The following is an 18,982-nucleotide window of genomic DNA, read 5'->3' as shown; positions in this document are numbered from 1 at the left end:
GCTCCCGGTGCCGAGTGGTCGGCAACAAGTCAGGGTGGTGCTTAAGAAGTTCAAGGATGCCTTATAGTTCCTAACGTGGCATTGACGCAGCGCGAGCGGGAGATCGTCGAGCTGCTGCGTGCCGAGCCCCTGCTCGACGCCGCCGGGCTCGCCGAGCGGGTCGGGTCGACCAAGGCGGCCGTCGCGGTTCACCTGTCGAACCTCACCCGCAAGGGCGTCATCGTCGGCCGCGGCTACGTGCTGCGCCCGGACGAGGGAGCGGTCGTCGTGGTCGGCGGCACCAACATGGACATCAAGGCGCAGTCGCGGGCCGCGCTGGCCCTGCGCACGTCGAACCCCGGCGAGACCACCAGCACCCCGGGGGGCGTCGGGCGCAACATCGCCGAGAACCTCGCCCGCCTCGGCAGCCCCACCCAGCTGGTGAGCCCGGTCGGGCGCGACGCGTTCGGCGACCAGGTCCTCGACGCCACCCGAGCCGCTGGCGTCGGCCTCGACCATGTCATCCGCGGCGAGGAGCCGACCGGCACCTACCTCGCGGTCCTCGACGCCGACGGCGAGCTCGTCGTCGCTGTCTCCACCATGGGCGCCACCGACGGGCTGACCGTCGACCAGCTGACTGGCGTCCGCGACCTCGTCGCCAACGCCGACCTGCTCGTCGTCGATGGCAACATCCCGGCCGCACCCACCACCTGGCTGCTCGACACCGCAGCCGCCGCCGACGTCCCCGTTGTCATCGACCCGGTCTCGGTCGCCAAGGCCCGGCCGCTCGCCACGATCCTGTCGCCCGACCGCCCCGTCCTTGCACTCACCCCGAACCTCGACGAGCTCGCGGCCATCGTCGGCGAGGACGTGCCCGACACCAAGGCGGGCATCGCTCGCGCCGCCGCGAGCCTCCACGGGCGCGGCGTGGCCCACGTCTGGGTACGTCGGGGCGCGCGCGGCAGCGTCCTCAGCAGCCGCGCCGTGGCTGGCGCCCACACCGAGGCCGGCAGCCGCCCCGAGGTGCACCTCATCCCGGCACCGCCCACGACCCTCGTCGACGTCACGGGTGCGGGGGATGCGATGACCGCCGCCTTCGTCCACGCCCACCTGCGCGGCGACAGCGCACTCGGCGCCGTGCGCTTCGGCCAGACCGCCGCGGCCCTCACCGTGGCGTGCCCCCAGACCGTCCGCCCCGACCTCACCGCCCGCCTCGTCGACGCCGAGCTGCGTCGCACCGGTGTCGGGCGAGCCGACGCCAGCCCCACGACCAGGAGAAGCAGATGACCCCGCACCCCAGCCTCAAGCTCAACGACGAGGTCGCCACCGCCATGCGCGAGGGCCGCCCGGTCGTCGCGCTCGAGTCGACGATCATCAGCCACGGCATGCCCTACCCGCGCAACGTCGAGATGGCCATCGAGGTCGAGCAGATCATCCGCGACGGTGGGGCGACGCCGGCCACGATCGCCGTCCTGGACGGCATACCCCGCATCGGCCTCGACCGCGACGAGCTCGAGACGCTCGCCACCCACCCGCACGTCACCAAGGTGAGCCTGCGCGACCTCCCGTTCGTCGTGGCCACCGGTGCCCACGGCGCCACCACGGTCGCCGCGACGATGCGCCTGGCCGCGCTGGCCGGCATACCCGTCTTCGTCACGGGCGGGCTCGGGGGAGTGCACCGGGGCGCGGAGACGAGCTTCGACATCTCCGCCGACCTCACCGAGCTGGGCCAGACCGACGTCGCCGTCGTGTCCGCGGGCGTGAAGTCGATCCTCGACATCGGCCTCACCCTCGAGACGCTCGAGACCCTCGGGGTGCCGGTCGTGGTGCACGGCAGCGACGAGTTCCCGTCGTTCTACTCGCGGTCGAGCGGGTATGCCGCGCCGTTGCGGGCGGACTCGCCCGACCAGGTCGCGGCGATGATGGCCGCGAAGTGGGACCTCGGGCTCAAGGGCGCGGTGTCGATCGCCAACCCGGTGCCGGAGGAGGACGAGATCCCGGCGGCGGAGATCGCCGACCTCATCGACCGGGCGCTCGCCGAGTGCGACGAGCGGGGCATCCGCGGCAAGGACATCACGCCGTTCCTCCTCGGGCGCATCGTCGAGCTCTCCGACGGACGCTCGCTCGAGACCAACATCGCCCTCGTGCGCGCCAACGCGCGTCTCGGCGCCGCCATCGCCGCGGCATACCAACGCCTGCGCACGTCCTGACCCGCGACCACAGCTTTTCCGCGTCACGCGCGAAGTGTCAGGTTCGCACGCGTTACTAGACCGAGCGAACCTCAGGTTCCCGCATGACGCGGAAAAGCTGAGGCGGGGGTATGCCGCGTGGTCCGGCAGGGTGGGTCGCTCGTCCGTGCGCGCCCGCTCGCCGGGTAGCCTCGGGGCGTAACCCCTGACGCACCACGATGGAGATGTCTGTGGCCAGCATTGACGCAGTCGGCGCCCGCGAGATCCTCGACTCCCGCGGCAACCCCACGGTCGAGGTGGAGGTCGCGCTCGACGACGGCACCATCGCCCGTGCCGCGGTCCCGTCCGGTGCCAGCACCGGTCAGTTCGAGGCGGTCGAGCGTCGCGACGGCGACAAGAAGCGCTACCTCGGCAAGGGTGTCGAGCAGGCCGTCGACGCCGTGCTCGACGAGATCAACCCGGCGCTCGTCGGCTACGACGCGAGCGACCAGCGCATCGTCGACCAGGTGATGCTCGGCCTCGACGGCACCGACAACAAGGGAAAGCTCGGTGCCAACGCCATCCTCGGCGTCAGCCTCGCCGTCGCCAAGGCCGCCGCCGAGTCGGCGGGCCTGCCGCTGTTCCGCTACGTCGGCGGCCCCAACGCGCACGTGCTACCGGTGCCGATGATGAACATCCTCAACGGTGGCAGCCACGCCGACTCCAACGTCGACGTGCAGGAGTTCATGATCGCCCCGATCGGCGCCGAGTCGTTCCGCGAGGCGCTGCGCTGGGGTGCCGAGGTCTACCACGCGCTCAAGGGCGTCCTGAAGGAGCGCGGCCTGTCCACCGGGCTCGGTGACGAGGGCGGTTTCGCCCCGAACCTCGACTCCAACCGCGCCGCCCTCGACCTCATCCTCGAGGCCATCGGCAAGGCCGGCTACGAGCCCGGCACCCAGATCGCACTCGCGCTCGACGTCGCGGCCAGCGAGTTCAAGAACGACGACGGCACCTACCAGTTCGAGGGTGCCGCCAAGTCCAGCTCCGACATGGTCGACTACTACGCCGAACTCGTCGACTCCTACCCGCTCGTGTCCATCGAGGACCCGCTCGACGAGGAGGACTGGGACGGCTGGAAGGCCATGACCGACCGCCTCGGCGACAAGGTCCAGCTCGTCGGCGACGACTTGTTCGTCACCAACCCCGAGCGGCTCGCCCGTGGGATCGAGACCGGCACGGCCAACGCCCTGCTGGTCAAGGTCAACCAGATCGGCTCGCTCACCGAGACCCTCGACGCGGTCGAGCTCGCCCAGCGCAACGGCTATCGCTGCATGATGAGCCACCGTTCCGGCGAGACCGAGGACGTCACGATCGCCGACCTCGCCGTCGCCACCAACTGCGGCCAGATCAAGACCGGCGCCCCGGCCCGGTCCGAGCGGGTCGCCAAGTACAACCAGCTCCTGCGCATCGAGGAGGAGCTCGACGACGCGGCGGAGTATGCCGGTGCGAGCGCCTTCCCGAGGTTCACCCACCAGGCGTGACCACGCGGCATACCTGACCCACCCCACGACACCGACACGACCACGACGCGAGGACGACACGATGGCCACGACAGGACGCGGACCCACCGGCGGCACGCCGGGGCGACGTCCTGCCCCGCGGCGCGGCGCTCCCGCCCCGCGCAAGGCCTCTGGCGGCAAGGCCGCGGCCGGCAAGTCCGCAGCCAAGGGCGGCACGGCCGCGCGCCCCGGCGCCGGTCCCGGCCGGTCCCGCGCCACGGCCGCCGGTGCGGCGCGCAAGGCCGCGGCGACGTCCAGGGTCGGGCAGGAGCGCAAGACCACGCGCGGCGTGATGCGGGTCGTGGTGCTCGCCTCGATCTTCGTGCTGCTGGCGGTGACGCTCGTGCCGACGTTGCGGTCCTACCTGCGTCAGCAGGGCCAGATCGACGCCCTGCGTGAGCAGGTGGCGTCGCAGCGGGCGAACGTCAGCGACCTGCAGAAGGAGCAGGCCCGCTGGAACGACAAGGACTACGTCGTCCAGCAGGCCCGGGAGCGGCTCAAGTTCGTCAAGGTCGGCGAGAAGTCCTACACGGTCATCGACGGCAAGCCCACCGCCAAGTCCGCCACCCAGGTGGCCAAGGCGCCGGCCGCCGCGAGCGACCACCCGTGGTACGGCCAGCTGTGGGAGTCGATGCGCGCAGCCGACACGGCTCCGACGGACGCCGGCGCCGGCACCGGCAAGTGAGCGCCCCCGACCCCACGGCGCAGGCCCCCACCCAGGCCGACCTCGACGCCGTCCGTGCCCAGCTGGGCCGGGTGCCCCGCGGTGTCGTCGCCGTGGCGCACCGCTGCCCGTGCGGCTGCCCGGACGTCCTGACCACCGCGCCGCGCCTGCCCGACGGCACGCCCTTCCCGACGACGTTCTACGCCACGTGCCCCCGCCTCACCGGCGCCATCTCCACCCTCGAGAGCCAGGGCGTGATGGCCGAGATGACGGCGCGCCTCGGCGAGGACGCCGACCTGGCGCAGCGGTATGCCGCGGCGCACGAGGACTACCTGGCGCGCCGGACCGCGGTGGGCCAGGCCACCGGTGCCACCGTGCCCGAGATCGACGGCATCTCGGCCGGCGGCATGCCGACGCGCGTGAAGTGCCTGCACGTCCTGGTCGCCCACTCACTCGCCGTCGGGCCGGGGGTCAACCCCCTCGGCGACGAGGCCCTGGCGATGCTCGACGACTGGTGGGCCGACGGCTGCTGCATCGCCGGCGCCGACGGGCACGCCGAGGCGGGCGAGTGACCCGCGTCGGTGCCGTCGACTGCGGCACCAACTCGATCCGTCTCCTGGTGGCGGACATCGACCCCGACACCGGTGAGCTCTCAGATGTGTTGCGGCGCATGGAGATCGTGCGCCTCGGCCAGGGAATCGACCGCACCGGCGCCATCGCGCCGGAGGCCATGGAGCGCACGCTGGCGCGAGCACGCGAGTATGCCGCGCAGTGCCGCGAGCTCGGCGCCGAACGGGTGCGTTTCGTCGCCACCTCCGCGTCGAGGGACGCCTCGAACGCGCAGGACTTCGTGGCCGGTGTGCACGAGGCGTTCGGCGACTACGACGTCACGCCCGAGGTGGTGAGTGGTGACGAGGAGGCGGCGCTGTCGTTCAGCGGTGCCACGGGTGACCTGCGCGCAACGGGCGTGCCAGGTCCCTACCTCGTGGTCGACCTCGGCGGCGGCTCGACCGAGTTCGTCCGAGGGTCGACGTCGGTGGAGGCGGCCCGGTCGGTCGACATCGGTTGCGTGCGCATGACCGAGCGGCACCTCGTCTCCGACCCGCCGACCGAGGCGGAGGTCGAGGTCGCGACTCGCGACATCGACGCAGCCATCGACGAGGCGGCCCGGGTGGTTGACCTCACCGGCATCGGCTCGCTCGTCGGCCTCGCCGGCAGCGTCACCACGGTGACGGCCCATGCACTCGGCCTCACGGCATACGACCCCGACCGCATCCACCTCGCGACCCTCACGCCCGAGCAGGTGGTGCGCGCCTGCGACGAGCTGCTGCACCTCACCCACGACGAGCGGGCGGCGCTGGGGTTCATGCACCCCGGCCGCGTCGACGTCATCGGTGCCGGGGCGCTCGTCTGGCGGCAGGTGGTGCGGCGGCTCGCCGACCTCGGCGTCGAGCGCGTGGTGACCTCCGAGCACGACATCCTCGACGGCATCGCCCTGTCCATCGCACACTGACCGGCCCGTAACCTGCGCCGCGCCCCGTCGTTGCCACGGTGGCAGACATCACGCGACGAAGGGTGGTGAGCACGGTCGAGGAACGGGAGCTGCTGCCCCAGGACGAGAGCGCGACCCGACCTGGGCAGCTTGAGGCTGCCCGGCTGCCCACGACCCCGCGCTCGCCCCTCGGCCCCGCCACCGGCGGCCTGGCTCGGCTGTCCAACCACGCCTACGGCGTCATCTTCCTCGTCGTCGTCGCCCTGCTCCTCGGCCTCGCCATCGCGTCCTACCAGCAGGTCTTCACCCGCACCGTCGACGTGACCCTCGAGACTGACCGGATCGGGTCGCAGCTGCAGGAGGCGTCCGACGTCAAGCTGCGGGGCATCATCGTCGGGTCGGTGACCTCGATCCACACCATCGGCAAGGGGGCGCGGCTCCAGCTGGCCCTCAAGCCGGACACCGTCGACCTCATCCCCTCGAACGTGTCGGCGCGGCTGCTGCCGAAGACGTTGTTCGGTGAGCGGTACGTCGACCTCGTGCCGCCACAGGATGGGGCGAAGGTCCGGCCGATCCGTGAGGGGGATGTGATCCCGCAGGACCGGACCAAGGTCGCGATCGAGCTGGAGCAGGTCTTCGAGGATCTGTTGCCGCTGCTGCGCGCAGTGGAGCCGGCGAAGCTGTCGACCACCCTCAACGCCCTCGCGACCGCGCTGGAGGGTCGGGGCACCCAGCTGGGGCAGAACCTCGTGCTGGTGGACCGGTACTTCAAGGCGTTCAACCCCAAGCTGCCGGTGTTGCAGGCCGACATCAGCGGTCTGGCCGACCTGGCCAGCACGTATGCCGTCGCGGCACCTCAGCTGGTGTCGGCGTTGAAGAACCTCATCACCACGAACACGACGATCGTGGAGAAGCAGGACGCGCTGGCTGGGTTCCTGGCTTCGACGGCGGGTTTCGCCAACACCACGGCCGACTTCCTCGACGCCAACGGGCAGCGCATCATCCAGGTGGGGCGGGTGAACCGGCCGACGGTGGAGGTGCTGGCCAAGTACTCACCCCAGTACCCGTGCTTCACCGAGGCCCTGGTCAAGTGGCTGCCGCGCATCGACGACGCGTTCCGCGACAACACCTTCCACATCACCATCGAGATCTCGTCGGCCCAGCGCCCGGCCTACAAGCCGGGGGAGGAGCCACGCTGGGGTGAGAACCGCGCCGCCACCTGCAACCTGCTCCCCGACATGAAGAGCGTCCTCACCGGCAAGCCGATCAGCCAGAGCAACCCGTTGCCGGGCAAGAAGTTCGACGACGGCACGTCCAACGTCGGCGGCTACAGCGCCAACCCGATGTATGCCGCGCTGCCGCAGATGTTCGCCGGCGCCAAGGGTGCCGCGATCCCGGACCCCGACGCGGGGCTGGCCGGGACGACCGCCGAGCAACAGCTGGTCTCGGCCCTGTTGCACCCGGACGACCCTGCGCCGTCGGCGATCACGACCCTGCTGGCGGGGCCGATGCTGCGCGGCACCACCGTCAACCAGCGCTGACCGTCAGCTGGTGGTGAGCTGCGAGGCGAGCCCGCTCCAGACGGTGGCCACGACGAGCTCGGTGGCGTCGGCGGCGGTGACGTCGGGGCGCCGACCCCGCCACACCGCGATCCGCTCGCAGGCACCGACGATCACCTCGGCATACCCCTCGAGCACCTCGGGGGGCACCGAGCTGAGCCCGGGTGCGGCACCCAGCGTGGCCGCGGTGGCGGCCGACTGCTGCTCGCGGATGCTCTCGATGAGCGGGCTGGTCTGGGCGGCCATGACACCCTCCTGCTGGATGAGGAGGAAGGCGTTGCGGTGCTGGTCGATGAAGTCGAAGAACGCGCGCACGCCGGCCCGGAAGATGTCGATGAGCTCGGCGTCGTCGCCGACCGCCGCCCACGAGCGCTCGGTGGCGTCGCGCAGCTGACCGCGGGCCGAGACGATGCAGGCCGACAGCAGGCCCTCCTTGGAGCCGAAGTACTCGTAGATGAGCGGCTTGGTGACGCCGACGCGCTCGGCGACATCCTCCATCGTCGTGGCCTGGTAGCCGCGCTCGGCGAACACCTGCTCGGCGACGACGAGGATCTGGGCCTCCCGCTCGGCACGCGGCATGCGGCGTCGGGGCTGGGCCGGAGGCTTGGTGGGGCTCACGCGATGATCCTAACCGCTCTGGACATCTAACTTACTCATGGTAAGTTAGGCCCATGAGCACTCCTCATCACCGCGTCGCCATCGTCGGCACCGGGTTCTCCGGTCTCGGGATGGCGGTGCGCCTCGCCCAGCGCGGCGAGCACGACTACGTGGTCCTCGAGAAGGCCGACGACGTGGGCGGCACGTGGCGCGACAACCGCTACCCCGGGTGCGCGTGTGACGTTCCCTCGCGGATGTACTCGTTCTCGTTCGAGCAGAAGCCCGACTGGTCGCGTGACTTCGCCACGGCGGGGGAGATCTGGGGTTACCTGCGTGACGTTGCGGACCGGTATGCCGTGCGCGAGCGGATCGCGTTCGGGGCGGACCTGCGTGTGGCCGAGTGGGACGAGGGCGCCCGCCGCTGGCGGCTCGAGGCCGCCGACGGTCGCACCTGGACCGCCGACTCGCTGGTCCTCGGCGTCGGTGCCCTGCACGAGCCGCGGCTGCCGGACATCGCGGGGCTCGACACGTTCGCCGGCGAGCTCATGCACACCGCGAACTGGCCCGAGGGCGACGACGGCCTCGACGGCAAGCGGCTCGCGGTGGTCGGCACCGGCGCGAGCGTCGTGCAGCTGCTGCCCGAGGTGGCGCCGCGCGCCGCCCACACCACGGTCTTCCAGCGGACTCCCGCGTGGACGATGCCCAAGCACGACAGCCTGTGGAGCGTGGCCCGGCAGGAGCGGTTCCGCCGGTACCCGTGGATGCAGCGGCTCGTGCGCTGGCGCACCTACTGGGAGCTCGAGGCGCGCGCGCCGATGTTCGTGCGCGTGCCCGGCGCGGCCAAGCTGGTCGCGCGGATGGCCACCAAGCGCCTGCACCGGCACGTCTCCGACCCCGAGACCCGGGCCAAGCTCACGCCCGACTACCGCATCGGCTGCAAGCGGATCCTGCTGTCCGACGACTACTGGCGCACCTTCAACCGCCCCGACGTCTCGCTCGAGACGGCGGCGATCACCGCGGTCGAGCCGGCCGCCGTGGTCACGGCCGACGGCACGCGGCACGAGGTCGACGCACTGGTGCTCGGCACCGGGTTCGACGTCAAGGGCAGCTACGAGCGGATGGACATCCGCGGGCTCGGCGGACGCCGGCTGAACGACGAGTGGTCCGACGGCACCCGCACCAACCTCGGCATCACCGTCGACGGCTTCCCCGAGCTCTACCTGCTGCTCGGACCCAACACCGGGCTCGGCCACAACTCGGTCGTCCTGATGATCGAGCTGGCCACCCGCTACGTCCTCGACCGGATCGAGGAGTCGCGCCGCACCGGCCCGCGGGTCACCACCCGCGCGGCGGTCGACCGGTTCGTGACGGAGATGGGCGAACGGTCGTCGCACACCGTCTGGTCGACCGGCTGTCACAGCTGGTACCTCGATGACAAGGGTCGCAACTTCACCCTGTGGCCGGGATCGACGGTGTCCTACTGGTGGCGCACGCGTCGCGCCGGCAAGGCCGGGCTCGTGCCAGTGCCGAGCGTGGGGACCAACCCGACAACCGACGCGTCGACCGACGCGGCGGCCACCACCGCACTGCCTGGCTCCACCGAGAAGGAGACCGAACATGTTCTCGCGCAATGACTTCCGGCCCAAGGTCTCCATCGTCACCGGTGGCGCGTCGGGGATCGGCCTCGAGATCGCCCGGGAGCTCCACCGCCGCGGCAGCCATGTCGTCCTCGCCGACCTTGACGAGGTGAAGGCGAAGTCAGCGGCCGACGACCTCGGTGCCCGGGCCAGCGCGGCCCAGGTCGACGTGTCCGACGCAGAGGCCGTCCGGGCGCTCGTCGACTCCGTGGTCGCCGAGCACGGCCGCCTCGACGTGATGGTGAACAACGCCGGCGTCGCCGTCGGCGGGCTCCTCGAGGAGCTCGACCAGCGTCATTGGGACAAGGCCCTCGACGTCAACCTGCGCGGCGTCATCAACGGCGTCATGGCGGCATACCCCCACCTCACGCGGCAGGGGAGCGGGCACATCCTCAACACGGCCTCGCTCGCCGGCCTCATCCCCGCGCCCGCGATGCTGCCGTACACGACCACCAAGCACGCCGTCGTCGGCCTCTCGACGGCGCTGCGCGCCGAGGCCGCGTCGCTGGGCGTCAAGGTGAGCGTCCTGTGTCCCGGGTTCGTGGACACACCGCTGCTCGACGAGGTGTATGCCGCCCCGGACAGCTTCGGTGGCAGCAGCGTGCGCAACCGCGTGCGGCTGCTCCAGCCCAAGTTCCTCACGCCCGAGCTCACGGCCCAGCGCGCCGTGGACGGGCTCGCCAGCAACAAGGCGGTGATCCCGGTCGGCGTCTTCGCGCACATGACCTGGCGCGCGCTGCGCTACCTGCCGCCGGTCGCGCGTGCCGTCATCCAGGTGCAGGCCACCGGCCACCGCCGCCTCAACGAGCGCGCCGCACGCCGTTCCTGACGCGAGTTGAGTGCCTGAGGCCGACCCCTGGGTAGGTCTCAGGCACTCGACGCGACGCGCCTGGTGTGGCGGTGTCGGCGGTAGTGCGGATTGCGTAGTACCGTCTGATCCACACTAACCAAGAGGTGAAGGGAGGGACGGTGGACACCACCCAGCTGGTCAAGGGGGTCCTCGACCTGGCGGTGCTCGCGGTCGTCGCCGACGAGGACGGGTACGGCTACGACATCGTCCGGCGGCTGCGGTCGGCCGGGCTCGAGGACGTGGGGGACGCGTCGGTCTACGGCACGCTGCGCCGGCTGTATGCCGGTGGGTCGCTGACGTCGTACGTCGTCCCGTCCGACGAGGGACCGCACCGCAAGTACTACGGCATCAACGCGCAGGGTCGCGCAACCCTGCAGACGCAGGGCAAGACGTGGACCGAGTTCGCCCGCACCATGCACGGGCTGCTCGACGAGGCAGGGGTGAAGGCATGAGCACCAACACGATCAAGATGCCCAGCGCGCACGAGGTCAACGCCTACGTCACGCAGGTGCGCGCGGAGCTCGCCGACCTGTCGCCGGACGACGTCGAGGAGCTCACCGGTGGCCTCGAGGCCGACCTCGCTGAGCGGGTGGCCGAGGCACCTGACGGGTTAGCCGGGCTGGGTTCACCGGCCGCGTATGCCGCGGAGCTGAGGAGCGCCGCCGGCCTCCCCGCGCGCTCGGGCCTCTCGCCGTCGTGGTGGTCGCAGCAGGTCGCCGTCTTCCACGACAACATCCGCGACCTGCGCCGTGACTCGGCCCTGGCGAACGAGGTGATCGACTTCCTCGTGAAGCTGCGGCCGGCGTGGTGGGTGCTGCGGGGACTCGTCATCGCCTGGGTGGGCGCGTCGGTGGTCGGGGTGCGGGCGCTGCTGCTGCCCCTCGGGATCCTGGCCGTGGTGGCCTCGGTCTGGCTGGCTCGGCGCCCGAAGGTCCTCGGTGAGGCGACGGGCTTGCTCACCCTCGCCCTCAACGCTGTGGCGATCGTCGCCTGCCTCGGGTGGTGGGCCTCGTACTCGACGCCCGGCGACCCCAACGCCGTCGTCTACGGGGAGTCCGGTGGGCCGGCGACCGGACTGGTCTACAACGAGCAATCGGTGGGCAACCTGTTCGTCTACGACCGCGACGGCAAGGCGCTGTCCGACGTGCGGGTCTTCACCGACCGAGGCGACCCGATCGACCTGCGCCGGGACCTCGTCGGTGACGACGGTAGCCCGCTCAAGGGGCCGGCCGACATCTACGGCAAGGACTGGTCCAACGCGGCCCCCGTCGTCACGTCGAACGGGCCGTTCGGCGACCCGACCGTCTGGACGCCGCCGACCGCGATCCCACCGCTCGCGCCGACGCCGGAACCGTCGGCCACTGCCACGGCGACCGAGACGGTGGACCCGTCGGCCACCACCGGACCGACCGACGCGGTGCCGTCACCGACCACGACGAGGCCCGCGCCCCGGCCCACGATGTCCACCACCGCGCCACCGGTGCCGACGACGACGCGCTGAGCCACGCGGCATACCGGTCGATCGTGGGGGAGGAAACGGGGACGGCCCCTAGAGTGGGGCCGCCCCCGTGGCCCAACTGGCAGAGGCAGGCGACTTAAAATCGCCACTGGTGCGGGTTCGACCCCCGTCGGGGGCACCACGACCGCCCGTGCAACGGGAACCGTGAGGCGCCTGAGCACGTAGTCTGGGGTGAGCGAGCGGCCGACCGCAGGGCCGCCCCAGCACGCAAGGAGCCACAGATGGCCAGCAACCCGGTGTTCGACCGGATCGACAAGGAGTCCCAGCGCGGGTACGCCGGCTTCGGCCGCGCACCGCAGGCGCCGTCGACGGGCGGCATGGCCGCCACCGACGCGATGTCGCAGCGCCAGCTCGAGGACATGTACAACCAGCCGTCCGCCGGCCCCGTGCAGATGGGGCGCGTCACCATGGACGACGTCATCATGAAGACCGCGGCGCTGCTCGCGATCGTCGTCGTCATGGCCGCGATCTCCTGGCAGCTCGCCCCGACCTTCGGCATCGTCATCTGGGGCGTGGGGCTGGTCGCGACGCTGGTTCTCGGCATCGCCATCGCCGTGAAGAAGACCATCAGCGTGCCGCTGATCGTGCTGTACTCCGCGTTCCAGGGCCTGTTCGTGGGGGCGATCAGCCGCTCGTACTCGGCGGTGTTCGACCAGCCGGGCCAGGTGACGGCGTTCCAGGGGATCGTCCCGCAGGCCGTGATGGGCACGCTGGCCGTCTTCGTCGGCATGCTCCTCGCCTACAAGACCGGTCTCATCAAGGTGACCGACAAGTTCCGCCGGATGATGTTCATGGCCGTGATCGGCTACGCCATCTTCTCCGTGATCAACGTGGTCTACGCCCTGTTCTCGGGCCAGGCCTTCGGGCTCGGCGGCACCAGCATGCTCGGCTTCGGCATCTCGATCATCGCGGTCGGGCTCGCCTCGCTGATGCTCGCGATCGACTTCGACTCGATCGACCGGGCCATCGCGGCCGGGGCTCCGCAGAAGTACTCCTGGCTGCTCGCACACGGTCTCATCGTGACCCTGATCTGGCTCTACCTCGAGATCCTGCGCCTGCTCGGCCGGATGCGCAGCAACTGACCAGCGAGCCGATCGCCTCACGCCGGGCATGACGCCGAAGTCGCCTGTGCCGCAAGAGGTTTCGACTGAGCTCGAGCGCGTGGTCCGACGGTGGCAGCAGCTGCCGTTGGACCGCGCGCTCACTCATGTGCCGGTCGTGCGCGGGCTGGTGGAGGAGCTGGCTGCCCACACCGCTCCGGCCGCCGGGCCCGTGCCGGACCTCGGCCCGGCGACCCTGATGGACCAGCTGCGCGTGCTGGTGTTCGACGCGTGCGCGGCCGGGCGGGCCGACGACCTGGGTGGGCGGCTGGCCGACCTGCGCCGCACCCTCGCGTGAGTGGCCGACGACTCGCCGGATGATCCCGGCGAGTCGTCGGCCACCGGCTTGGCCTGTGGATGGCGCTCCGGGGACAGCGCCGTGGACGGGCAGGCTTGAGCCATGTCAGGGTCAGTCCGCGCCAGCCACGAACAGCTGGCCGAAGCTGCCCATGAAGACGTCCTGGCGAGGGCCGAGCTGGCCAGTCTGGGATGGGATCGCGACGCGGTCGCTCGGCAGGTGAACCAAGGACGTTGGGCCCTGCACGGCAGTCGGACCGTGGCGTTGCACTGCGGGCCGCTGGCGCCGGGCGCGCTGCAGTGGCGGGCCGTCTGGGAGTCCGGCGCATCTGCCGCTCTCGACGGTGTCTCGGCCATGCAGGCCGCCGGCATGACCGGCTTCGTCGAGCAGCACATCCACGTGTCGATCGACCACCGGGCTCGTTTCCATCCGGTGAGCGGTGTCGTTGCCCACCGCGTCAGGCGGCGCGTCAAGGACGAGGTGCTGACCAACGGCGTGCCCAGGGTTCGACCTGCCGTCGCCGCAGTCCGCGCGGCCCGGTGGGCGGTCAGCGACCGACAGGCGGCGCTCATCCTGGTGCTTCCGGTGCAACAACGCCTCGTCACACCTGCACAACTGGTGCTCGCAGCGGATCAGGTCAAGGGCCGCTCACGCCGGGCTCTGGTCGCGATGCTCGTGCAGGACATCGCGAGCGGCGCCCACTCGCTGGGGGAGCTCGACTTCGCCGTTCTGTGCCGCCGTCGGGGGCTGCCAGAACCGACCAGGCAGGTGCTGCGTCGCGGGCCCCGCGGAAGGATCTACCTCGACGTCGAGTGGGAGGACATCGGGCTGGTCGTCGAGATCGACGGTTCCCAGCATTTCGCCGGTCTGGCCCCCACCGACGACGCGCTGCGCAGCAACGCCGTGGTGCTCGGGCGCAGGATGGTTCTGCGGATGACGCTGCTGGGTCTGCGTCTCGCGCCCGAGGAGTTCATGGACCAGGTGTGCGAGGCCCACCGGCAGCGCACGGATGGCCGACGACTCGCCGGATGATCCCGGCGAGTCGTCGGCCAACCAGAGGAGGTGAACTTCAGCGTCAGCTGAGGCGTTCGTAGATGATGGCCATGCCCTGACCGCCACCGACGCACATGGTCTCGAGCCCGAACTGGCCGTCGCGGGCCTCCAGGCCGTTGAGCAGCGTGGTGGTGATGCGCGCGCCGGTGGAACCGAACGGGTGGCCGAGCGCGATCGCGCCGCCGTGGACGTTGAGCTTGTCGAAGTCCATGCCCAGGTCGTCGGCGCTGGGGAGCACCTGCGCGGCAAAGGCCTCGTTGATCTCGTAGAGGTCCATGTCGCCGATGGTCATGCCGGCCCGCGCGAGTGCCTGCCGCGACGCCTCGACCGGGCCGAGACCCATGATCTCCGGTGACAGCCCCGACACGCCGGTCGAGACGACCCGTGCCAGTGGCGTCAGGCCGAGCTCCTTGGCCTTGGTGTCGCTCATCACGACGACCGCGGCGGCACCGTCGTTGAGCGGGCAGCAGTTGCCGGCCGTCACCGTGCCCTGCTCGCGGAACACCGGCTGGAGCTGCGACACGGCCTCCATCGTGACGCCGGCACGCGGCCCGTCGTCCTTGCTGACCACGGTGCCGTCGGCCAGCGTCACCGGCGCGATCTCGCGCTCGAAGAACCCGTCGGCGATGGCCTTCTCGGCCCGGTTCTGCGAGGTGACGCCCCACTCGTCCTGCCGCTCGCGCGAGACACCGCGCGAGGTGGCGACGTTCTCGGCGGTCTGGCCCATGGCGAGGTAGACGTCAGGCAGCAGGCCCTGCTCGCGCGGGTCGGTCCACGTCTCGTTGGTCTTGGCCATCTGCGCCTGCCGGGCCTGCGCGTCGGCGAACAGCGGGTTCTGGGCGTCACCCTCGGAGCCGCCGGCGCCGGTGAACTTGGCGTACTGCGACACGCACTCGACGCCGCCGCTGACGAACACGTCGCCCTCGCCGGCCTTGATCGCGTGGTAGGCCATCCGCGTCGTCTGCACCGATGAGGCGCAGAACCGGTTGATCGTCGACGCGGGCAGGTGGTCGAGCCCGGCGAGCACGGCGATGACCCGCGCCATGTTGGAGCCCTGCTTGTCCGACGGCTCGGCGCAGCCCCAGTAGAGGTCCTCGACGAGGGTCGGGTCGAGCGCCGGCACCTTGGCGAGGGCCGCCTGCAGCACCTGCACGGACAGGTCGTCGGGACGGATGTCCTTGAGCGATCCCTTGAAGGCGCGGCCGATGGGCGTGCGCGCGGTGGAGACGATGACGGCTTCGGGCACGGGGTTCCTCCTCGTCGAGGGCCGCCTCTAAGCGGCCGCTTAGTCAGTGTCGATGGTATGCCGTGTGGCTGGGTCCGTGGGTGTGGGCTTGGTCTCGCCGTGGTCGGGGCCGCTGTGCTGGCCCTCGGCGACCGGGTCGGCACTCGCGTCGACGCCCGCGTCGACGCCATCGTCGGTGCTCTCGTTGGGTCGATCCTCGCGCGCCTCGGGGTTGCGCGGACGGCGCAGCAGCATGGCCCAGCGGCCTCGGGGTCCGCGTGCCTGGCCCCCGATCTGGGTCGCGCTGACCTCGGTGCCGGGGTCGCTGACGGCGACCTTCGCGGCCACCGCCACCGGGCCCACGCCCTCGCCGCGGCTGCTGTCCGGGGCGGTGCCCTCGGCGGGTGCGCCCTCCCAGACGCCCAGCGCGGCATACACGCTCGGCATGAGCACGGCGGCGGCGCGGGCGTAGCCGGCCGGTGACGGGTGGAACCGGTCCTTGCTGAACATCTCGGCCGGGCGCTCGGCGAACTCGGGCCCGAGCAGGTCGCCCAGGGACACGGTGCGACCACCGGCCTCGACGACGGCGACGGTCTGGGCCGCCGCCATGTCACGGGAGAAGTGGCGGCCGAGCAGTCGCAGCGGCTGGGGGATGGGCTGGATGGTGCCGAGGTCGGGGCAGGTGCCGACGACCACCTCGGTGCCGAGCGCCCGCAGCCGGCGCACCGTCTGCTCGAGGTGGCGGACCGCCACCGCCTTGTCGATGCGGTGGGTGACGTCATTGGCGCCGACCATGATGACGGCGACGTGGGGGCGGGCGACCTGGTCGAGGGCGTTGGCGAGCTGGAGCTCGAGCGCGGAGGACTCGGCGCCGATGACGGCGGTGTTGGTGAGCCGCACCGGGCGGCCCGTCAGCGCGCTCACGCCGGTGGCGATGATCGCGCCGACGGTCTGGTACCGGTTGTCGGCGCCCATCCCGGCGGCGGATGAGTCGCCGAGGACGACCAGCTCGACGGGCTCACCGGCTCCGGAGCCGTAGGTGCCGTTGTCGTCGGGTGCGCCCTCGAACGGCTGGCCGACGACCTTGCGGGCCATCTGCGCCTCGACCTTGAGCAGGCCGTACCCGAGCGCCCCGAGCGCGGTCAGGCCAGCGGCCACCCCACCTCCGCCGTACGCAGCGGTGGCGGCGATCTTGCGTGCGCGCCGGGCCCGGCCCATCGACAGTCCCCTCTCGTCGGTCTCTCTGACGGTAACGAGTGAAGCGGCCATGATTGTTTCCACCCCCAACGTTCGCCTCGACCTCGATGGTCTGCCGCTGGCCGGGCCGGCGGCATCGGGCGTTTGGTGGAGCGCGTCTGCTCACAGCAGCAAACCCTTGGGCGACAACGGAGCCCGGCTGCACGCTCGAGCCATGCACACGGCATACCCAGACCTCGTGACCAGACCACACGACCAGGCGACGCCCGGCGAGCGCCCGGCGTTTCGGGACGGACCGCCCGGACCGCTGCCCCTCGGCGAGATGCTGTCGAGCCGGCTCTTCGACCAGCGCATCCTCGTCCTCGACGGCGAGCTCGACGACGCGGGCGGCACCCGACTGTGCTCATCGATCTTCCTGCTGTCGGCGCAGGACCCGCGGGCCGACATCAGCCTGTGGATCAACAGTCCCGGCGGCTCGGTGCCGGCGATGCTCGCGATCCGCGACGCGATGCAGCTGGTGCCCAACGACGTGTCGACGCTTGCGCTCGGATTGGCTTGCAGCGCAGGGCAGTTCCTGCTGACGGCAGGCGCACCGGGCAAGCGGTGGGCGCTCCCGCACTCGCGCATCCTCATGCACCAGGGCTCGGCCGGGATCGGTGGCACCGCCGCCGACATCGAGCTGCAGGCCGAGGATCTGCGGCACATCGTCGAGACGGTCCTGGGCATCATCGCCGAACACACTGGCCAGCCGCTCGAGAAGATCCGCGAGGACTCGCAGCGCGACCGGTGGTTCACCGCGCAGGAAGCGCTCGACTACGGGTTCATCGACGGCGTCATCGACAGCCTCGACCGGGTGCGGCCCGGTCGCCCGACGACCGGGCTGGGTGGCGGACGATGAGCACCTACACGATCCCCAACGTGGTCCGCACCGACGCGCGGGGCGACCGGATCATGGATGTTTACAGCCACCTGCTCCACGAGCGAATCGTCTACGTGGGCACCGAGATCGACGACGGCGTCTCGAATGCCCTGATTGCCCAGATTCTCCACCTCGAGGCAGACGACCCCGACAAGGAGATCAACCTCTACGTCAACAGCCCCGGCGGCTCGCTCACCGCGACCTTCGCCGTCTACGACGCGATGCAGTACGTCAAGGCACCCGTCGCGACCACCTGCATCGGCCAGGCCTGCTCGACCGCGGCGATCCTGCTCGCGGCCGGCGACCCGGGACGCCGCGGCATACTCCCGCACGCCCGCGTCCTGCTGCACCAGCCGTCGGGACGCAGCCAGGGCGCCATCCCCGACCTCATCCTCGCCGCCGACGAGGTCGTGCGGCTGCGGGCGGAAGCCGAGCGGGTGCTGGCCCACCACACCGGCCAGTCGCTGGAGACGCTGCGGGCCGACACCGACCGCGACCGCATCTTCACGCCGGAGGCCGCTGTCGCCTATGGCATCGCCGACCGGATCGTGGGTTACCGCAAGGCCTCCGCCGCCTGAGTCTGTCGCTCGCGGTGCGTCAACGATCGTCCATGTGGGTGGGTTACCGACGTCAACGACCGTCCATTTGGGTGGGTTACCGACGTCAACGATCGTCCATGTGGGTGGGTTGCCGACGGGGACGGTATGCCGCGGGGTCGGCCCGCGGCATACCCCACCTCAGGCGGCGAGCATCACCGTCGGTCGGCTGACCGACCCGGTGACGACACCGGGGTGGCGGCGCAGGTCCGTGGCGGCCAGCGTCGTCACCTCGACCACGGTGACGTCGAGGGCTCCGGCGACGGCGGCCAGCACCTCGGATGACGGGTCCTTGCGACCGCGCTCGAGCTCGGAGAGGTACTGCGGTGAGATGCCGGCCCGCACCGCCACCTCGACGATGGTGTCGCCGCGGCGCTGACGAAGGCGGCGCAGTCGCCAGCCGACGGCTTCCCGCCACAGCGGCTCGGGCCGGCGCGGGGCGCGGCTGGGGCGGGTCAAGCGCACCACCGTCGACCGTTCCATGCTCCGACGGTAGGCCGCTGCGAGGTGCGGGGGGAGGAGGGTTCGCTGTCGGCGCAACAACCGCGCGTGCGGGGGTCTGAGAGGATG

20 protein-coding genes and 1 tRNA gene are annotated in these 18,982 nt (G+C 71.3%); 17 read left to right on the top strand and 4 right to left on the bottom strand.

What is annotated here, in order from left to right; genetic code table 11:
- Positions 1 to 75 precede the first annotated feature (75 nt).
- The 7 genes from HJG52_RS11675 to HJG52_RS11645 all read left to right on the top strand — a co-directional run bounded on the left by HJG52_RS11675 (position 76) and on the right by HJG52_RS11645 (position 7,403).
- Positions 76 to 1,266 (top strand): PfkB family carbohydrate kinase, encoded by a 1,191-nt coding sequence (locus tag HJG52_RS11675; protein ID WP_171243736.1) that lies wholly within the window; start codon positions 76 to 78, stop codon positions 1,264 to 1,266.
- On the top strand, positions 1,263 to 2,189 hold the full coding sequence (locus HJG52_RS11670; RefSeq protein ID WP_171243735.1) for a pseudouridine-5'-phosphate glycosidase: 927 nt from the start codon (positions 1,263 to 1,265) through the stop codon (positions 2,187 to 2,189). Before HJG52_RS11675 ends, HJG52_RS11670 begins: the two co-directional genes overlap by 4 nt.
- A 209-nt stretch (positions 2,190 to 2,398) precedes the next feature.
- On the top strand, positions 2,399 to 3,688 hold the full coding sequence (gene eno / locus HJG52_RS11665; protein ID WP_171243734.1) for a phosphopyruvate hydratase: 1,290 nt from the start codon (positions 2,399 to 2,401) through the stop codon (positions 3,686 to 3,688).
- Positions 3,689 to 3,749: 61 nt separating this feature from the next.
- A complete protein-coding gene (locus HJG52_RS11660; protein ID WP_171243733.1) occupies positions 3,750 to 4,391 on the top strand; it encodes an FtsB family cell division protein in 642 nt (213 codons plus the stop codon).
- Positions 4,388 to 4,942 (top strand): DUF501 domain-containing protein, encoded by a 555-nt coding sequence (locus HJG52_RS11655; protein ID WP_171243732.1) that lies wholly within the window; start codon positions 4,388 to 4,390, stop codon positions 4,940 to 4,942. The genes HJG52_RS11660 and HJG52_RS11655 overlap by 4 nt, the downstream gene beginning before the upstream one ends.
- Entirely contained in the window at positions 4,939 to 5,883 is a 945-nt protein-coding gene (locus tag HJG52_RS11650) for a Ppx/GppA phosphatase family protein (protein WP_171243731.1), read from the top strand. The genes HJG52_RS11655 and HJG52_RS11650 overlap by 4 nt, the downstream gene beginning before the upstream one ends.
- Before the next feature lie 65 nt (positions 5,884 to 5,948).
- Positions 5,949 to 7,403 carry an MCE family protein gene (locus tag HJG52_RS11645; protein WP_346767706.1) on the top strand — a complete coding sequence of 485 codons (1,455 nt, stop codon included), beginning with the start codon at positions 5,949 to 5,951 and terminating at the stop codon, positions 7,401 to 7,403.
- A gap of 3 nt (positions 7,404 to 7,406) precedes the next feature.
- Here the strand turns inward: HJG52_RS11645 and HJG52_RS11640 are convergent, their stop codons facing one another.
- Complete coding sequence (locus HJG52_RS11640) at positions 7,407 to 8,039, bottom strand: TetR/AcrR family transcriptional regulator (RefSeq protein WP_346767705.1); 633 nt, start codon at positions 8,037 to 8,039, stop codon at positions 7,407 to 7,409.
- Between the two features lie 53 nt (positions 8,040 to 8,092).
- Here HJG52_RS11640 and HJG52_RS11635 point away from each other — a divergent pair, with 53 nt between their 5' ends.
- The 8 genes from HJG52_RS11635 (at position 8,093) to HJG52_RS11600 (ending at position 14,454) form a co-directional block, all read left to right on the top strand.
- The gene (locus tag HJG52_RS11635) at positions 8,093 to 9,652 is read left to right on the top strand and encodes a flavin-containing monooxygenase (RefSeq protein ID WP_171243730.1); all 1,560 of its coding nucleotides are present in this window, start codon (positions 8,093 to 8,095) and stop codon (positions 9,650 to 9,652) included.
- Positions 9,636 to 10,484: an SDR family NAD(P)-dependent oxidoreductase gene (locus HJG52_RS11630; RefSeq protein ID WP_171243729.1), complete on the top strand. Its 849-nt coding sequence runs from the start codon at positions 9,636 to 9,638 to the stop codon at positions 10,482 to 10,484. Before HJG52_RS11635 ends, HJG52_RS11630 begins: the two co-directional genes overlap by 17 nt.
- Positions 10,485 to 10,624: 140 nt before the next feature.
- A complete protein-coding gene (locus tag HJG52_RS11625) occupies positions 10,625 to 10,957 on the top strand; it encodes a helix-turn-helix transcriptional regulator (protein ID WP_171243728.1) in 333 nt (110 codons plus the stop codon).
- The gene (locus HJG52_RS11620) at positions 10,954 to 12,006 is read left to right on the top strand and encodes an HAAS signaling domain-containing protein (RefSeq protein WP_171243727.1); all 1,053 of its coding nucleotides are present in this window, start codon (positions 10,954 to 10,956) and stop codon (positions 12,004 to 12,006) included. The genes HJG52_RS11625 and HJG52_RS11620 overlap by 4 nt, the downstream gene beginning before the upstream one ends.
- A gap of 61 nt (positions 12,007 to 12,067) precedes the next feature.
- A tRNA-Leu gene (locus HJG52_RS11615) sits at positions 12,068 to 12,145 on the top strand.
- Positions 12,146 to 12,245: 100 nt separating this feature from the next.
- Positions 12,246 to 13,106, top strand: coding sequence for a Bax inhibitor-1/YccA family protein (locus HJG52_RS11610; RefSeq protein WP_171243726.1), 861 nt, complete (start codon positions 12,246 to 12,248; stop codon positions 13,104 to 13,106).
- Positions 13,107 to 13,134: 28 nt separating this feature from the next.
- Positions 13,135 to 13,422, top strand: a complete 288-nt coding sequence (locus HJG52_RS11605; protein ID WP_171243725.1) for a hypothetical protein — start codon at positions 13,135 to 13,137, stop codon at positions 13,420 to 13,422.
- Positions 13,423 to 13,524: 102 nt separating this feature from the next.
- A complete protein-coding gene (locus tag HJG52_RS11600; protein WP_171243724.1) occupies positions 13,525 to 14,454 on the top strand; it encodes a hypothetical protein in 930 nt (309 codons plus the stop codon).
- Positions 14,455 to 14,497: 43 nt separating this feature from the next.
- On the opposite strand, the gene HJG52_RS11595 is transcribed toward HJG52_RS11600, so the two are convergent.
- Both HJG52_RS11595 and HJG52_RS11590 read right to left on the bottom strand, forming a co-directional pair.
- Positions 14,498 to 15,721 carry an acetyl-CoA C-acetyltransferase gene (locus HJG52_RS11595; protein WP_171243723.1) on the bottom strand — a complete coding sequence of 408 codons (1,224 nt, stop codon included), beginning with the start codon at positions 15,719 to 15,721 and terminating at the stop codon, positions 14,498 to 14,500.
- 39 nt (positions 15,722 to 15,760) lie between these two features.
- Entirely contained in the window at positions 15,761 to 16,969 is a 1,209-nt protein-coding gene (locus HJG52_RS11590) for an SGNH/GDSL hydrolase family protein (RefSeq protein WP_346767704.1), read from the bottom strand.
- A 250-nt stretch (positions 16,970 to 17,219) separates the two neighbouring features.
- On the opposite strand from HJG52_RS11590, the gene HJG52_RS11585 reads away from it, so the two are divergent.
- Positions 17,220 to 17,795 carry a ClpP family protease gene (locus HJG52_RS11585; RefSeq protein ID WP_171244137.1) on the top strand — a complete coding sequence of 192 codons (576 nt, stop codon included), beginning with the start codon at positions 17,220 to 17,222 and terminating at the stop codon, positions 17,793 to 17,795.
- Positions 17,792 to 18,394 (top strand): ClpP family protease, encoded by a 603-nt coding sequence (locus HJG52_RS11580; protein WP_171243722.1) that lies wholly within the window; start codon positions 17,792 to 17,794, stop codon positions 18,392 to 18,394. Before HJG52_RS11585 ends, HJG52_RS11580 begins: the two co-directional genes overlap by 4 nt.
- 159 nt (positions 18,395 to 18,553) lie before the next feature.
- Here HJG52_RS11580 and HJG52_RS11575 read toward each other — a convergent pair whose 3' ends face one another.
- Positions 18,554 to 18,895 carry a helix-turn-helix domain-containing protein gene (locus HJG52_RS11575; RefSeq protein ID WP_171243721.1) on the bottom strand — a complete coding sequence of 114 codons (342 nt, stop codon included), beginning with the start codon at positions 18,893 to 18,895 and terminating at the stop codon, positions 18,554 to 18,556.
- Positions 18,896 to 18,982 lie beyond the last annotated feature (87 nt).

Origin of the sequence: Knoellia koreensis, assembly GCF_013041615.1 — a bacterium.
Classification (GTDB): domain Bacteria; phylum Actinomycetota; class Actinomycetes; order Actinomycetales; family Dermatophilaceae; genus Pedococcus; species Pedococcus koreensis.
The sequence above is the reverse complement of the archived record's forward strand: the minus strand, read 5'-3'. Positions and strand labels throughout refer to the sequence as shown.

Bases quoted from the DNA above. Each gene is read 5' to 3' on its own strand.
- HJG52_RS11635 (WP_171243730.1), top strand. From the start codon at position 8,093: ATGAGCACTCCTCATCACCGCGTCGCCATCGTCGGCACCGGGTTCTCC.
- HJG52_RS11600 (WP_171243724.1), top strand. From the start codon at position 13,525: ATGTCAGGGTCAGTCCGCGCCAGCCACGAACAGCTGGCCGAAGCTGCC.
- HJG52_RS11585 (WP_171244137.1), top strand. From the start codon at position 17,220: ATGCTGTCGAGCCGGCTCTTCGACCAGCGCATCCTCGTCCTCGACGGC.
- HJG52_RS11590 (WP_346767704.1), bottom strand. From the start codon at position 16,969: ATGGCCGCTTCACTCGTTACCGTCAGAGAGACCGACGAGAGGGGACTG.
- HJG52_RS11610 (WP_171243726.1), top strand. From the start codon at position 12,246: ATGGCCAGCAACCCGGTGTTCGACCGGATCGACAAGGAGTCCCAGCGC.
- HJG52_RS11580 (WP_171243722.1), top strand. From the start codon at position 17,792: ATGAGCACCTACACGATCCCCAACGTGGTCCGCACCGACGCGCGGGGC.
- HJG52_RS11620 (WP_171243727.1), top strand. From the start codon at position 10,954: ATGAGCACCAACACGATCAAGATGCCCAGCGCGCACGAGGTCAACGCC.
- HJG52_RS11630 (WP_171243729.1), top strand. From the start codon at position 9,636: ATGTTCTCGCGCAATGACTTCCGGCCCAAGGTCTCCATCGTCACCGGT.
- HJG52_RS11660 (WP_171243733.1), top strand. From the start codon at position 3,750: ATGGCCACGACAGGACGCGGACCCACCGGCGGCACGCCGGGGCGACGT.
- HJG52_RS11605 (WP_171243725.1), top strand. From the start codon at position 13,135: ATGACGCCGAAGTCGCCTGTGCCGCAAGAGGTTTCGACTGAGCTCGAG.
- HJG52_RS11575 (WP_171243721.1), bottom strand. From the start codon at position 18,895: ATGGAACGGTCGACGGTGGTGCGCTTGACCCGCCCCAGCCGCGCCCCG.
- HJG52_RS11670 (WP_171243735.1), top strand. From the start codon at position 1,263: ATGACCCCGCACCCCAGCCTCAAGCTCAACGACGAGGTCGCCACCGCC.